Below are 15,609 nucleotides of genomic sequence, written 5' to 3'. Positions count from 1 at the left end.
ACGTCTAACATTTTCCTGATATGCTGGTGCCACTGGGAGGGGTTCCAGAATACGTATTCAGGAGTGAATGATGCAAAAGTTTATAGCGCGCGCATTCTCGATTTCGATGATTCTTATGCTGCTGCTCGGTGTGTTGAACCCGGGGCTCGCTGTCCGGACCGCATCCGCGGAAGATCCGCAGAATCCGGTTCAAGAGACGGCCGAGCCTCTTGCTCTGCTGCCTGCCGGATCGCAGTGGAAATATCTCGACGACGGAACGGATCAGACTTCGGTCTGGCGGGATGTATACGACGATACGTCCTGGAACAGCGGAGCGGCTCCGCTGGGTTACAAAGAAGGCAGACCGGACGGAAGCGGAGTTTCGACTCCGGATTTCGGCGGACTTCAAACGCAGGTCGGGTATGGCGACGATCCGGATCGAAAATACCGGACGACCTACTTCCGCGCCACAGCGAATATCGACACCGCGGAGCTTGAGAAATACGTCCGGGTTGAAGGGAAGTTCGGCTACGACGACGGCGTGGTGCTGTATGTAAACGGACAGGAGATTTACCGCGGCAGCATGCCGGCGGGCGATATCGTTTACGACACCAAAAGCACGACGAACGACAGCGATCCCCATGTCGAGAAAGCCGACCTGACGGATAAGCTCAAAGCGGCGCTGAAAAACGGAAGCAACACGTTTGCCGCAGAAGTACACCAGACGAGCGACGGCAGTTCCGACCTGTATTTCGATATGAGCCTGACCGCTTATGCGCAGCCGGAGCAGGTCGAGCCGGCAGCGCCGAGAAGCGAACGTCCCGAATCGCTGGTGATGAGCTTTAACGGCGACCCTTCGACCGGCATGGGATTTGCCTGGTACACGCCGGACAGCGTGAGGGATACCCAACTTGAAGTGATCGAAGCGTCGCGGCTGGAAAACGGGTCGTTCCCGGCTGCGGGAACAACCGTGTACGAAGGGGCTTCGGCTGTAACGGAAGTGTACGAGAACAAAGCCGATCAAACAGCCGGACGCAAAACGAACTATGCCAGCCACAAAGTCGTCGCCGACAATCTGCTGCCGGGCACGACGTATGCGTACCGGGCGGGCGACGGGCAGGCGGAGAATTGGAGCGATATCCGTACGTTTACGACGGAACGCGCCGGGAAAGAAGACTTCGAGTTCCTGTTTACAACCGACTCCCAGGGAACGACCGAGAGCGATTTCGTCACCTGGAACGAAACGCTGGAAGCCGGACGCCAACAGTTTCCGAACTCCGAGTTTATCCTGATTTCCGGCGACCAGGTGGACAACGGCGACCGCGAAGAGCAGTGGAAATGGTTCTTCGGCAAAGCGCAGAATATTCTCGGCACTCTGCCGCTGCTTCCGGTCGTAGGCAACCACGAAAGCAGGAATTACGACAATTTCGCGACGCATTTCAACCTGCCGAACCTGTCGAATACCGGCGCCAAACCGGACGGTTCCGTCTATGCCTTCGATTACGGCCCGGTGCATTTTATGGTGCTGAACACCGAGTATTCGGGTATCAGCGGCAGCGAAGCGGACCGCGCCATTTACGAGAAACAGGTGGCATGGCTGCGCGGCGAAGCCGCAAATACGGATCGGAAATGGAAAGTCGTGGTCCAGCACAAAGCGCCTTATTCCGTAGCCAACCACGTTAACGATAAGGACGTTGTCGATTTCCGCGCCAATCTGACCAAGGTCTTCGACGAACTGGATATCGACATGGTGCTGAGCGGACACGATCACACGTACACGCGCAGCTACCAGATGTACAATAACGAGCCGCTGACGGATATTTTGCCTGACCAAAACGGTCTGGTGACGGACCCGAAAGGAACGCTGTATCTGATTACCAACGCGGCCGGGAACAAGATGTATCAGCCGAAAGCCGAAACGTTCCCTTACGCAGCGAAGTTCGGACAGCCGAATCTGCCGATGTTTACCGGATTCAAAGCAACGGACGATACGCTGGCTTTCGAGACGTATACGGCCGATCGCGGCGAAGTGAAGCTGTACGACAGCTACGGCATCCGCAAGACGAACGAAGGATCGGAACCGATCGGGAAAACGAAGATTGAAAAAGTCACGACGACGTTCCACGGAGACAGCGGCACGTCGAGAGGGTTCACCTGGTATACGAATCAGAACTCGGCGTCCAGCGATGTGCAGATCGTCGAAAGCGGCGCTGCGGCTCCGGACTTCTCGCAGTCGCTCAAGTTCAAAGGCGCAAGCAAGAATTCCGTCAACGCTCCGCAGGAGCGCGTGCACAAAGCGGCCGCTTCCGGCCTGAAACCCGGCACCGCGTATTCCTTCCGCGTCGGCGACGCTTCGCTCGACAGCTGGAGTCAAATAGGAACATTCCGTACGGACGACGGGGACAACGCGTTTACCTTTATCGATCTGGCGGATACGCAGGCCAAAGAAGAAGACGAAGCCAAGCTGTCGGCGGAAACGCTGGCCAAAGCGCTGCAAACCGTGCCGAACGCCGAATTCGTCGTGCATAACGGCGATATCGTGGACACGGGGACGGAAGAAGAGCAGTGGGACTGGCTGCTCGGCCATTCGCAAGAAAGCCTGCTCAAGACGACGATCGCGCCTTCGGCGGGCAATCACGAAGACGAGAACTATGCGTTTATCGATCACTTCAATCTGGATACGCCTGAAGGTTCGGCCACCGAGACGGGCGCTTATTATTCGTACGATTACGGCAGCGCCCACTTCGTAATCCTGAATTCCAACGAGGATTCGGAAGAGTATGCCAACTTCTCCGAAGAGCAGGTGAACTGGCTGCAAAGCGACGTCGAAGCCGCCAAAGCGGCCGGGGCGCAGTGGATTATCGTCAATATCCATAAAGGTCCGTACACGACGTCCAATCACGCGACGGACAAAGACATTATCGGCGCAAACGGCGTCCGCAGCAAGATCGCGCCGCTGATGGCGAAGCTCGATATCGACTTCGTGCTCCAGGGACACGATCATATCTACGCCCGCACCAAAGCGATCCAAAGCGACGGCGCAGCCGATTCTTCACCGCAGAAAATTACCGAATCCGTTGGCGGGGAGAGTGTGGAATATACCGTTAACCCGGACGGCACGATCTACCTGATTCCGGCGACCGCCGGAGCCAAAGTGTATTACAAAAACGCGAAGCCGGAACTCGGCGACGCTTACTACGCCCTGTTCGAGCGGGCCGAAGAGCAGCACGCCGCCAAATACGGACCCGATCCGTCGAACAACACCCGTCCGAAGCGCGGACAGGTGCAGAACTTTGTCGGCGTCACGATCGACGGCGGACGCCTGACGGCCGTCACCTATGAGATCGACCGGAATATCGACGGCGGCAAACCCTTTGTCATCGACCGCTTTGGCATTGTGAAGCGGACCGAAATTCCGGCGCCTACGCCGGAAACTCCGGCGCCTACGCCAACGCCGACACCGGGCGGCGGCAGCGGCGATCAAGGCGGCACCGGGCCTTCGGTGCCGACGACGCCGGCTCCTTCGACGCCGGCCCCGACTCCGGCCGTGCCGGCGCCTGCGCAGCCGAAGCCGGAAACTCCGGCTCCGACGCTTTCGACGCCGACGATCCCGGCTCCGGCAGCGCCGGCCGAGCCTCAGCCCGCACTGAGCGATATCGCCGGCCACTGGGCGGCGTCCGCGATTAACCGCGCCGTAACGGCCGGATTCGTCGGCGGCTATCCGGGCGGCGAATTCCGCCCGAACGCCAAAGTCACGCGCGCCGAATTTATGACCATGCTCGTCCGCTCGCTGGGACTGCCGGCGAGCAATGAAGAACCGGACTTCGCCGATGCGGGCGACACGCCGGCCTGGGCGAAGCCTTATATCGCGCAGGGCGCGGCGGCGGGCCTGGCCGGCGGCTTTGCCGACGGCACCTTCCGTCCGGGCCGCGAGCTGACCCGCGCCGAACTGACCGTGATGATCGTGCGCGCCGCGAAGCTTGCCGTCGACCCGAAAGCCAAGCCGACTTTCGCGGACTCCGCTTCCGCGCCGGCCTGGGCCGCGCCGTACATCGCGGCCGCCGAGCAGGCCGGCCTGGCCGGAGGCGTAGGCTCCAACCGCTTCGCGCCGAACCAGACCGCCACCCGCGCCGAAGCCGTCAGCATGATCCTGGCGATGCAGAAGCGCTGATCCGCCCCACACCAAAACAAAAGATCAAAAAGACACCGGAACGAAGCATCCGGTGTCTTTGACGTTTCGAGAAAGTTCGGTTCAAAGCGAAGCCGATAAGCGGAGGGAGAAATTCAGTGAAGGAGCGATAGCGTTCGCCTTTGAAATCGGGAAATCTCTACTTAACCCTCATCCAATTTCCCGATTTCAACACGCGACCGGAACGAATTTCTCCCGCAGCCCCACGCTTCCCCTGCGAATAGGACTTTCTCGACATCCTAACAGCACCGGATCGAAGCATCCGGTGTCTTTTTCATCCTATCAACGAATAAAAGCCCGGTCGTCTACATTAATTCAGCACGCCGGCCGATGATAAAGACATAAACGCTTGGAATAAAATGGAGGGGGAATAACCGATATGCCCGGCAATCGCAGAAAGTCGCCGTTTCGCTATGTATTGGAGGAGCCGATCGAGTTTGAATTGTATATCGTCAGCCTGAATTTTACGCCCGCGCCGCGCAAACCGGTATCGGCGCAGATGCACGATATCAGCCGTTCGGGCTGCCTCGTTTCGCTGCCGCTGGAAGTGCCGGTCGGCAGGAATCGGATTCGGGTCGCGCTCGACTTCGTGCTGAACGAAGAACCGCTGCATTTCGAAGGACATTTGCGCTGGAACAAAGAAGAAGAGGGACGCCATTATTACGGAGTGGAAATGGAAGTGCCGGAAGAGCAGAAAGACCGGCTTCAATTGGAGCTTCGGGGACTCGCGGGGGCCAATCGGATTCGCGTGATGTAATCTTGGACGTCGGACTGCTGTGCGAATTACATGGGACTCACTCCTGTTCTTGGTTTGGGTTTGAATTATTCCGAAGCTTTTTTCAATTCGTTCGGTTCGACCGGCTTGCTGAGCCAGTGGTCGTCCGTTTGCACGTGATTTTTACGGACGAACTTCGCCAGGCTGACCTTGAAATCGTCGTAACCGAACGAAGACGCCAGCCGTACCACGTAGCCTTCCTGCTCGCCGCCGTGCTTCGACACGCGCGTGTAGCAGGCTTTGACCGCTTTTTCGTCCCAGACGCCCCGATACAGCACCGGAACCGTCGGAAGATGCAGTTCGCGCGCCAGACATTCCGTTTCGTCCCAGGACAGACAGACGTTGCGGTCGTCCCAGACCGAGAACAGCATAAAGTAATTCGGCAGTTCGTCGTATTTGATCGAATGTTTGGCGTATACGTTTTCCCCGCACAGCCTCCAGCCTTCCGGAATCAGGTAGCGGATGCCGCCGTGCAGCGTTTTGACGTAATGCCTGGACGAATGGTCTTTGCTGTCGAGCGACCGCGCGTGAATGGTTTCCGGGTACATCGTGGTGTTTTCCCCGTCCATTTTCTCCGTCACGACCACTTCTTTCCCGATAAAATGCGTCGTATCCCTCAGAATCTTGTCGTCGTCCGTATAACTGCGCGACCAGGGGAGATGCATCGTTTTCGGGTATTTGATTTTCATGGTGCCACCTCGCTTGCTTATCGTTCTATTTTGCCGTGAATCCTTGCGTGACACGATTGATGCCGTCCGGCCCGGTTTCCCATGGCGTTACTGCCGAATTACTTTCCGTAGGTATCGGCTTCCGCAAAAAAGTACATTTTCGCCAGCATTTCTCCGCCCAGCAGATGATAGATGTTCGACGCTCCGGCGTCCCCGCCGTGCAGAATCTCCATGTGCAGCTCGGTGCGCGAAGCCACGTCCAACGCGAAGCCGTCGTCGTAACCCAGCTCTTTCAGCAGATGGCAGACCATCGACGCGGATACATGCTCGTGACCGAAGTACGAGTAATAGCCGCGGGTTTCTTTCCACACTTTGCAAAAAGGTTTGCCGATATCGTGCGCCAGCGCCGTCCACTGCATCGCCAACCGGTCCTCTTCCTCGTAAAAAGCGTTCACGTATTCGAGCACGGCGTACGTGTGCTGCGACAGCGTGCGGGTGTGGAACGGATTGCCCTGGTCGTAACCGAGCATCTGCGCAAAAAGAGGATGGCGCGCCAGCGCGGCGAACAGCTCGTCGTGTCCGGCCTGCCGCTCCAGCAGACGTTCGATCTCCCCGCGTTCGAGAGCCGAAGGATCGCCCGGCGCATGCACGATGCGCACGGCCTCGAACCCTTCGCCGATCAGCGGAAACTGGAGATTCTTCGCGTACTTGGACAGGATCTTGTTGTCCAGCTTGCGTTTGCGGGCCGCGATTCGGCGCTGCGCGGTCTCGTACGGCGTGTCGCAGACATGGCACTGTACCGGCACGTCGCCAAAACGTTTGAGGAACTTGGCGCGCCGGTCCCGGTCCACATTGGTCGCGTCGAAGATTACGTCGCGTCCGCTATCCAGCGCCTGTCCGATCTCCCGAAACGCCTCGTCGAAAACGACGTAGGTATTTTTTTGTTTGGACTCGCCGCCGAACAGCCGCTGCCGGATGCCGTCGGTCGAAACGATGACGCCGCGCGTTTGTTTTTCCAGTTCGCGGGCGTATACGCTTTTGCCGCTGCCGGGAATGCCGACCAGCATATGAATCGTATTCATCAGGAATTCACCTCCTTTCGGGGGTGGTCCCTCTATTACTATACCCCAGACGGGGGATTGTGCGCATGGCGCGCGGGTACCGGGACTACCAGTCCCGTTCCCGCAGCGCCGTTTCGAGATCGATATCCACGCCGAACGCCTGGAGAATCTGCTCCGTCGTCTCGGCGATGCAATCGCGCGCGACGGTCTCCAATTCGCTGTCATGCTCATAGAATTCGTCCTGGATCTCGTTGATCGCAAGCGTCATTTCGTCCAGCTTCCGCTGCACGGCTTCGTTATCCTGCGGTCCGGCCTGCAGAAACTGCGCAAGCTGTTCCAACCGCGCTTTGATCTTGTCGACCAGAAAATCGGGGTAGTAATCGTCGCGGTACATGTTCTGCAAATAAACGATCGAAGCGGTCATTTGGGTAGGCTCCTTTCCGGAACAGGCGTTGTGCCTGTCCAATTACGACTATAACAAAAAAGAGAAGAGACCGCCAAGCGAAGCGGGCCGCGAGAATCTTAAAGCGGCGTTATGGCGGCGCCGTTCCGTCCGATGAATCGGCCGTCCGGGATACGCCGCCGGCACCGCCCGCTTCGCGGATCAGCGCCAGCAGATTCTCCGCCGCCGCGTTCAAACGCTCGCCGCGCCGGGTGCAGACGGCGATCACGTTCTCCAGCCGGACATCTTCGACGAAGACCCGGCACAGTTCGCCGCGCTCGACGTACTCGCGCACGACGAGCGAAGAAACGAAGTTCGCGCCGTAGCCCGCGGTCACGGCGCGGATGGCTTCGGGCAGGCCGCTGAATTGAAGCGGCACGCTGGGCGCGGGCAGGCTGTGCGCGCGGCACAGCGCGAACAGCCGCTCGCGCGTGGAACTGCCCTGCGCGCGCATGACGAACGGTTCGCGCATCATCTCCGCGAGCGAGACGCTGCGGTTCGCGAAGCGGTGCTCCGGCGATACGACGAACCACAGTTCGTCGCGGAACAGCTCCTCCGCCCGGATGCTGTCCGGGTAGGGCTCGGGCAGGCCGCCGTAGATCGCAAGATCGGCCTGGAGATCGAGCAGGCGGCGCAGCGCGCCGCCGGAGTGCGTCGTCGCGACCGACAGCTCGACGCGTTCGTGCCGCCGCTTGAAGGCGGCGATCCAGCCCGGCAGCAGAAAGTGCGCGGGCAGGTAAGTCGCGGCGATCGAGACGCTGCCGGTCTCGCCGCTGCCGTAGTCCGCGGCGAAGCGCTCGATCTGCCGCTCGACCGCGAACAGCCGCGCGGCGAGCCGGTCGAGTTCGCGCCCGGCTTCGGTCAAGGCGACGCCGCGGCCGTCGCGGCGCAGCAGCGTAAGCGACAGCTCGCGCTCGAGCTTCTTGATCTGCGACGTAATCGCGGGCTGGCTGATCTTCAAGTTCTCGGCCGCGCGGGTAACGCCGCCCGCGGCGGCGGCTTCGTGAAACAAACGCAGCGCGTGCAGATTCATGCGATACAAAGCCTCCTTGAATCGAACGTTGGCTCGGAGCAGCTGTTTTTGTTGACGTAACAGACAAGCTCTTCAGCCAAGTTATTCATAAATTTAAGTTATGATTTAGCTTCAAAGATATATTATATTTATTCGTTCGCTGCGTCTACAATGAAGGCGAAGAGAAACGCTCCGGCTTTCTCTACCCGACTTTTCGAAAGGGACGTGAACGCAATGACCGATAAATCTATGGAATTTCCGAACCTTACGCATACCTGGGCCAAAACGGACCGCTATCTCGAACGCAAGCTGATCCCCCGCGACCCGGTATTGGAACATGCGCTGGACGCCAACGATGCCGCCGGCCTGCCCCACTACGACGTTACGGCCGCCCAGGGCAAACTGCTCCAACTGCTGATCCGCATGAGCGGCGCGAAGCGCGTGCTGGAGATCGGGACGCTCGGCGGGGTCAGCACCATCTGGATGGCGCGCGGCCTGCCGGAAGACGGACGGTTGATTACGCTGGAACTCGAGCCGCTGCATGCGCGGATCGCCCGGGAGAATCTGGACCGCGCCGGCATTGGCCGGGAGCTCGTCGATATTCGGACAGGCGACGCGGCGCGGCAGCTTGCGCTGCTGGAGCGCGAGAAGCAGGAACCGTTCGATTTTATTTTTATCGATGCGGACAAGCCGAACAATCCGGTTTATCTCAAATGGGCGCTGCGGCTGTCGAAGCCGGGCACGGTAATCGTCGGGGACAACGTGGTGCGCGAAGGAGCGGTGATCGAAGAAAGCAGCGCCGACCCGCGGGTGCGTGGCGTACGGCGGTTCTTCGATCTGCTGGCCGAAGAGCCGCGAATCGACGCGACCGCGATCCAGACGGTAGGGGTCAAAGGGTACGACGGATTCATGCTGGGGATTGTGCGGGAGTAGTGGTATATGTAGGCCTGTAATTCGGTTAAGTCCATAATGATGTGTAAAAATACTTTCCCAAAAAGGAGACACAGACACAACCGGGCATTCTTCTTACGCCTCACTGTGCAAGTCCTTTTGAAGCCCCGTAGAAAATGTGCACTTTTAGTCAGGATTTCGGGCTGAAAAAGAACAGGGACAGAAAAATGCTGACTTTTAGTCTATATTTTACAAACAAATCGTTGTTTTTCGCGATTTTCACGCCCCAATGTGCACTTTTAGTCAGCATTTTCGTTCGATCCTCGAATTTCTCGCTCAATTGCTGACCTGGCGTCAACACTTGAGGCGCATCTTCGGATCTCGCCGCTGGATCGACAAGCCGTCTCGTTTTTACACCCAAATATGGACTTGGCCTGCAATTCGCCTGCTTTATAAATGAATATGGAACTATATTCTTCTCCTGACGTATAATTATGTACGTGTGAAGAGGAGGGGATCGAATGGAGTTTTCCGGAAAAACGCGGCTTGCCGTACTTGTTATCGGCGGCCTCCTGCTGCTGGGCATCCCGCTTACGAACGAAATCGGCTATGTCGGCATTTATTACGCGGGCGTAGCCGCATTCCTGATCTGGTGCGGATACCGGCTAACCGCCGGCGGACGCAGCGAAGAACGCTTTTATCGCAGATGGGCAAGAATAGCGGACGGCTCGGCGCCGTGGCTGGTGCTCGGCGAAGCTTTCCGGTCGTTTATCTGGCTCAATGTGCTGCTGTCTTTCGGCCAACTGGTCGTGAACGGGACCTCGCTCCGGGAGCTGGCGGAGCGATTCTCGCCGTCCGCGCAGATTCTGCTGATCGCCGTATTGGTCGTATTCAGCCTGCTGCTCGGCTTTGTGAGCTGGCGCGAGAAAAGCCGGAAGTTCGAGCGGCTGCGCGCGCAATACGAACGCTGACGCAGCCGGACGGCAGGTAAACGGAATATGCAAAAAAGGACTGTCCCCGCGTGAGGGACAGCCTCAAGCTGTCGAGAAAGTCCTATTCGCAAAATCAGGTCAAGAGCTGCGAGAGAAATTCGTTAGCGTGGGCTTTCGATGTGTCTTTCTTCGAAAGACTTTAGGTCGCGTGTTGAAATCGAGAAAAAGGATTAAATTAAAGTGGGATTTTCTCGATTTCAAAGGCGAACGCTATCAAGCATAGGCTTCCGATATTGACTTTCTCCGAAAGTCTGTACCTTCACTGAATTTCTCCCTCCGCTCTTTCATTTCGCTCAAATTCAGACTTGCTCGACACGTTAGGGCTGTCCCCGCGCCGGCAGGCGCGAGGGACAGCCTTTTTTTCATTTCTTGCGCCGTTTTGTTCGTCAGGACCCCGGCGTATACTCCACGTATTTGTCGCTGCCCGAAATCCACTTATCCCGTCCGATTCGCAGCCAGCCGTCGCGCCGCTCCAGCACGGGCAGAACCGTTCCGCGCGTAACCGTGCCGAGCGACGGGGCGTCGAGCCGCGGCTCGCTTCGCACATGAAGTTCATCGGTCGCGATCCGCGCGGTTCCCAGCTGCGCGGAGGCGTCCTCTTTCCCGGCCGCCGCCTTGCTTGACGCCGCTTCCCGTTCCGGGTAAGACTTTGCGTTCAACGCCGCCCGCAAGCCCGAACCGATCGATAAGGCAAGCACGCATGCCGCCAGCGCCCCGAGTACAACCGGCCGCAAATACAAAAGATTCAGCGGCGCCATGCCCGGGACGTATGGCCGGATCTTCGCCGCTTCGCCCGCCAGCCGGCCGGCGTCGAACGAGTACCGCCTCGGCGCTTCGGGCATGGAAGCCGGCATGCCGAGATCCCGCTGCGCCGAACGCCCTTGTTCCAGCAGGCCGTCGTGCCCGATCCGCTCCATTCCCGACAGGCAGCGTCCGATCGCCGCGCGGATACCGTATTGCGCCTCCTGTTCGGAGCAGTCCGGCGAATCGATCCGCGCGTCGAGTTCGCCCAGCAGCCGCATAAACGGCGAGACGCTGCCGCAAGCTTGCTCCAGGTAACGGAGCGCCGTAAGCAGTTCCTGTTCAATCTCCGCGGTATCCGCCCGATAGTGGTCCAACAAACGGCTTTCGCCGGTAAACAGGCGGAAATCCAGCTGTTCGATCTCGGCTTCCAGATTGCGCAGAAGCGGAGCCAGCCTCGCTTTGAAGTCCGCCAGCAGGCGTTCGGCTTTCGCGGCCAGCTCCAGGCAGCGCTCGCGAAGCCGGAGGAGAAGCTGCTGCCGGGCCTCCAGCGAATGCAGCCTTTCGCGGGAAGCGAACAGCCGGCGGACGAAAGCGAAGGAGAGTACGGGCGGCCGCGCTTCGCTGCTCAGCCGCTCCTCCTCTTCTTCGAAACGGGCCAGATGGTCCCTGTGCAGCGCGAGTGCTTCTTCCAGCGTCTGCGCCAGTTCGACGATGCCCGCCCCCGACAGCAGCTTCACGGATTGCAGCCCGTCGATCAGTTCCGGCAGCGAACCGATTCTCGCCGGAGACAGAAGATCGAACTGCATCCGCTGCGTCTGGATATCGAAGCGCTTCCGGCCCAGCCTTTCTTTGCTCCGATACAGGTCCGGAGCGCCTTGTTCGTTAAAAGTATGCAGTTGTTCGAGGCTGCGCTGAAGGGAAGCGCCGTTCTCCACGCTGTCCGCAAAAGCCGCGGCCGTATCCAGGAACTCGCGCAGACGCTTCCAGAATTCCTCCGGCGGGCGCTCCTCCCGCTCAAGTTCTTCGCCGCTCGGCAGTTTATCCAGCGAGAGCAGCAGCGGCCGCCACGTCTCGTGCCGGTCGAGCACGGGCCGCATCGCTTCAAGGGTTTCCAAAATAGGGGCATACACAGTCATAGCGCTTCTCCCGATCGTTCAAAATGAATATCGCCGCGATCTCGGACGCTTGTCCGGCCGATCGCATCTCCTATCCATTATATCCAAAAAAAGTGCGGGGCAGACATCCTTTTTCCGTTCTTCCGCGGTTTATTCCGCTTTCCAATACGGACGGTACACGCGCGGCGCGTCCAGTTCGACTTTCAGGCTGCGCGCCGCTTCGACGGCCCAGAACGGATTGCGCAGCAGCGGCCGCCCGATCCCGATCAGATCGGCGCGCCCGCTGCGCAGAATCTCTTCGGCCTGCCGCCCGGTCTCGATCAGGCCGACGGCCGCCGTCGAAATGTCCGCTTCCCGGCGTATCCGTTCGGCGTACGGCACCTGGTAGCCGGGATAGACCGGCGGGGCTTCGCGCGTGACGCCTCCGCTGCTGCAGTGGACCAGATCCACGCCCTGGCGCTTCATCCACTGCGCGTACCGCACATGATCTTCCACATGATTGCCGTGCGGGTGATATTCTTCGGCCGACACGCGCACGAACAATCCCCTGTCCCAGACCCGGCGGATGCCCCCGACGATCTCGCCGAGAAACCGGTAGCGGTTCTTCGCGCCGCCTCCGTAGCGGTCGCGTCGGTCGTTGAGCAGCGGCGACAGAAATTCGTTGACCAGAAATCCGTGCGCCGCGTGCACTTCGATCACGTCGAACCCGGCATCCCGCGCCCGCCGCGCCGCCCGGACGAACTCGTCCGCAACGCGCGCAATCCCGGCTTCGGTAAGCGCTTGGCGCGGCAGGTCTTCGAACGGAAGAGCGGAAGCGGACAGCGCCGGTTCTTCGGCCGATTCGTTTTCCTTTTTGCGGCCGCTGTGCCAGAGCTGGATGCCGGTCTTCGCGCCGAGCCGGTGCAGCAGAACGTTCAAATCCGCGAGCGACTGCGCCTGTTCGTCGTTCCAGATGCCGAGATTGGTATCGACGCCCCGGCCCTGCCGCGAAACGGCGGTCGATTCCAGCATAATCAGCCCCGCCTGGCCGAGCGCGCGCGAAGCGTAATGCACGGTATGCTCGCTCTGGAGCAGCCCGTCGTCTCCCGCAAAGTCCGTCGCCATCGGCGCCATCATAATGCGATTTTTCAAGTGCACGTTTCCGAGATCCAGCGGTGTAAACAGCATGGAGATCCCTCCTTTTTGTCAGCGGCTCGCGAGTCCGTTACAATCGATTATAAGCAGACGGTTCTCGAGGCAACAGTATGCACTTTTTTGTAGGATACACACCAAAAGGAGAGTGAGCGTCCATGCGGAACCCATCCGAAGAAACGCTGGAAGACAGTCCGTTCGAATACACGCTGTCCCTGATCGGCGGCAAATGGAAAATGCAGATCATCTACCGTCTGGCCCGAGTGCATACCCAGCGTTACGGCGAGCTGAAGCGCAGCGTCCCCGGCATCACGCATAAAATGCTCAGCATGCAGCTCAAGGAGCTGGAAAGTTCGGGACTGGTCAGCCGCAAAGTGTTTACGCAGGTTCCGCCCAAGGTCGAATACGAGCTGACGGACAAAGGCCGTACGCTGATGCCGGTGCTGGACGCGATGTGCAACTGGGGCGTGGCGAACCGGAGCTGACGCCGGACGTTATTTTGCGTTTTCGCGAAGGCGCTTGGTATGATAAATAGAGAATGTTGGACATTAACGCGATAGGGCGTACATGCCTTGACCTTAAAAGGAGGCTATTTTGTATGAGTCAGCAGGAACGCAGCGAAGCGGCGGATCGGGAGCTGCTTCAGGAGTATTTGACCGTCAAATCCGCCTACGAGCCGAAAGTGATTCCCGGCGGCGGGCGCTGGACTTTTTCGGCCAAAATCACCGGGATTCCGCAGCTGTGGACGCTCGGCGAAGGCGGCGAGCCGGTGCAGTTCGCGCAGACGGACGACCGGACGCTTTCGGTGCATTATGCGCCGCAGGGCGGCAAATTCGTCGTGGGCGTCGACAATCACGGCAACGAAAAGCAGCAGCTTTATCTCGCGCGCGATCTCGACCGACCGTCGTTCGAGCCGCTCGTCCATTCTCCCGAGCATTTTCACCATGTGGGAGGCTGGTCGCCGGACGGGCGCTATTTGTCGTATTCGAGCAACCGCCGTCATCCCGGATTCTTCGATATTTTTGTCGTCGATACGGATTCGGGCGAGTCGCGCAGCGTGCTGGAATACGATGGAAACTGTGCGCCGCTGGGCTGGGTCGACGAGAACAGCCTGCTGGTTTCGATCCGCGAAACCAACCTCGACAGCACCGTTTACCGCCTCGATATCCATACGGGCGCGCGTCTTCGCGTAGGGCCTGAAGGTGTGCTGGCGCGCTATGAAACGATCAAAGTAAACAAGAACGGAACGCTGGCGTATGCGCTGACCGATCTGGGCGAGGAGAATCTGTATGTGGCAAGTTTTTCGCCGGAATCGCCGCATAAACTGACCAAGCTGCTCCAGGCCGAAGGATGGGATATCGAAGAAATCGCACTTTCGCCGGACGAGCGGACGCTTGCGTTTACAGTGAACGAAGGCGGATTTTCGCGGCTGGGCTTTTTCGATCCGGCTTCGGATCGGGAAGAACGCGCGGCCGGCCTCCCGGGCGGCGTAATCGAATCGATCGCCTGGCTGAGCGACGACGTGCTGCTGTTCTCGCTCAAATCCCCGGTGCTGCCGGGCGATATCTGGAGCTGCGACCGTTCCGCGCAAAAAGCGGAGCGTTTGACCCGCATCGGCCATTCGGACGCGATCGCGGACCGTCTGGTCGATGCGGAGCTGTGCGCGTTCAAATCGTTCGACGGGCTGGAAGTGCCGTACTTTTTCTACAACCGCAGCGCAGCGGAAGACAAGCCGGCGGTCGTGTATGTGCACGGCGGACCGGAAAGCCAGATCAAAGCCGAATACCATCCGGTGCTGCAGTATCTGGTCGACCGCGGCTTCGCGGTGGCCGCGCCGAACGTGCGCGGCAGCAGCGGCTACGGGCGGACGTATATCCAGCTCGACGACGCCGACAAACGGATGGATTCCGTGCGCGATCTGGCGGAACTTACGCGCGATCTGACCGCGAACCGCGGCGTGCACCCCGGCCGGATCGGCGTGATCGGGCGCAGCTACGGCGGATTCATGGTGCTGGCGGCGGTGACGCATTACCCGGATCTGTGGGCGGCGGGCGTGGATATCGTGGGCATCTCGAATCTGAAAACGCTGCTGGCCAATACCGGAGAATGGCGGCGACGTCTGCGCGAATGCGAGTACGGCGCGCTCGACGTGTACAGCGACTTTTTCGACGAGATCGCGCCGCTGCACCACGCGGAGAAGATCACCGCGCCGCTGCTGGTGTTCCACGGTCGCAACGATACGCGGGTTCCGGTAAGCGAAGCGGAGCAGCTTGTCGACGGGATGGAGAAGCGCGGGCAGACGGTGGAGCTGGTGATTTTCGAGGATGAAGGGCATCAGACGGAGCGGCTGGAGAATCATATGACGATGCATGGGAAAAGTGTGGAGTTTTTTGAGAGGTATTTGGGCGGGGATGTTGTTGAATGATTGAATGATTGAATGATTGAATGATTGAATGATTGAATGATTGAATGATTGAATGATTGAATGATTGAATGATTGAATGATTGAATGAGGCTCGTAGAGGCGCTGCGGATTGATGGGGCTTCGATCGCTTGTTGAAATCGGATTCCCTGATGGAGTAAGGGCGTTGTGGGAATCCGATTTCAAAG

12 protein-coding genes are annotated in these 15,609 nt (G+C 59.2%); 6 read left to right on the top strand and 6 right to left on the bottom strand.

Translation table 11 applies throughout. The annotated features are described in order from the left end of the window. Positions 1-70 precede the first annotated feature (70 nt). Positions 71-4,150, top strand: a complete 4,080-nt coding sequence (locus QWJ34_RS11325) for an S-layer homology domain-containing protein (protein WP_302727784.1) — start codon at positions 71-73, stop codon at positions 4,148-4,150. 397 nt (positions 4,151-4,547) lie between these two features. After that, the gene (locus QWJ34_RS11320; RefSeq protein ID WP_302727782.1) at positions 4,548-4,925 is read left to right on the top strand and encodes a PilZ domain-containing protein; all 378 of its coding nucleotides are present in this window, start codon (positions 4,548-4,550) and stop codon (positions 4,923-4,925) included. 65 nt (positions 4,926-4,990) lie between these two features. Here QWJ34_RS11320 and QWJ34_RS11315 read toward each other — a convergent pair whose 3' ends face one another. The 4 genes from QWJ34_RS11315 to QWJ34_RS11300 all read right to left on the bottom strand — a co-directional run bounded on the left by QWJ34_RS11315 (position 4,991) and on the right by QWJ34_RS11300 (position 8,147). After that, a complete protein-coding gene (locus QWJ34_RS11315) occupies positions 4,991-5,632 on the bottom strand; it encodes an RNA ligase family protein (protein ID WP_302727781.1) in 642 nt (213 codons plus the stop codon). A 98-nt stretch (positions 5,633-5,730) separates the two neighbouring features. After that, positions 5,731-6,693, bottom strand: a complete 963-nt coding sequence (locus tag QWJ34_RS11310; RefSeq protein WP_302727780.1) for an AAA family ATPase — start codon at positions 6,691-6,693, stop codon at positions 5,731-5,733. Between the two features lie 85 nt (positions 6,694-6,778). After that, complete coding sequence (locus QWJ34_RS11305) at positions 6,779-7,096, bottom strand: DUF5713 family protein (protein WP_302727779.1); 318 nt, start codon at positions 7,094-7,096, stop codon at positions 6,779-6,781. Between the two features lie 109 nt (positions 7,097-7,205). After that, the gene (locus QWJ34_RS11300; protein ID WP_302727777.1) at positions 7,206-8,147 is read right to left on the bottom strand and encodes a LysR family transcriptional regulator; all 942 of its coding nucleotides are present in this window, start codon (positions 8,145-8,147) and stop codon (positions 7,206-7,208) included. A gap of 213 nt (positions 8,148-8,360) precedes the next feature. Here QWJ34_RS11300 and QWJ34_RS11295 point away from each other — a divergent pair, with 213 nt between their 5' ends. Both QWJ34_RS11295 and QWJ34_RS11290 read left to right on the top strand, forming a co-directional pair. After that, a complete protein-coding gene (locus tag QWJ34_RS11295) occupies positions 8,361-9,059 on the top strand; it encodes an O-methyltransferase (RefSeq protein ID WP_302727775.1) in 699 nt (232 codons plus the stop codon). 479 nt (positions 9,060-9,538) lie between these two features. Next, positions 9,539-9,988, top strand: a complete 450-nt coding sequence (locus QWJ34_RS11290) for a hypothetical protein (RefSeq protein WP_302727774.1) — start codon at positions 9,539-9,541, stop codon at positions 9,986-9,988. 407 nt (positions 9,989-10,395) lie between these two features. On the opposite strand, the gene QWJ34_RS11285 is transcribed toward QWJ34_RS11290, so the two are convergent. Next, entirely contained in the window at positions 10,396-11,889 is a 1,494-nt protein-coding gene (locus QWJ34_RS11285; RefSeq protein WP_302727773.1) for an SH3 domain-containing protein, read from the bottom strand. A 129-nt stretch (positions 11,890-12,018) separates the two neighbouring features. Beyond that, positions 12,019-13,035, bottom strand: a complete 1,017-nt coding sequence (locus QWJ34_RS11280) for an oxidoreductase (protein ID WP_302727771.1) — start codon at positions 13,033-13,035, stop codon at positions 12,019-12,021. Positions 13,036-13,157: 122 nt separating this feature from the next. On the opposite strand from QWJ34_RS11280, the gene QWJ34_RS11275 reads away from it, so the two are divergent. Both QWJ34_RS11275 and QWJ34_RS11270 read left to right on the top strand, forming a co-directional pair. After that, complete coding sequence (locus QWJ34_RS11275; protein WP_302727769.1) at positions 13,158-13,484, top strand: winged helix-turn-helix transcriptional regulator; 327 nt, start codon at positions 13,158-13,160, stop codon at positions 13,482-13,484. Between the two features lie 113 nt (positions 13,485-13,597). After that, the gene (locus QWJ34_RS11270) at positions 13,598-15,424 is read left to right on the top strand and encodes a S9 family peptidase (protein ID WP_302727767.1); all 1,827 of its coding nucleotides are present in this window, start codon (positions 13,598-13,600) and stop codon (positions 15,422-15,424) included. The last annotated feature ends 185 nt before the right edge of the window (positions 15,425-15,609 follow it).

Origin of the sequence: Saccharibacillus sp. CPCC 101409 (genome assembly GCF_030518235.1) — a bacterium.
Lineage (GTDB): Bacteria > Bacillota > Bacilli > Paenibacillales > Paenibacillaceae > Saccharibacillus.
The sequence above is the reverse complement of the archived record's forward strand: the minus strand, read 5'-3'. Positions and strand labels throughout refer to the sequence as shown.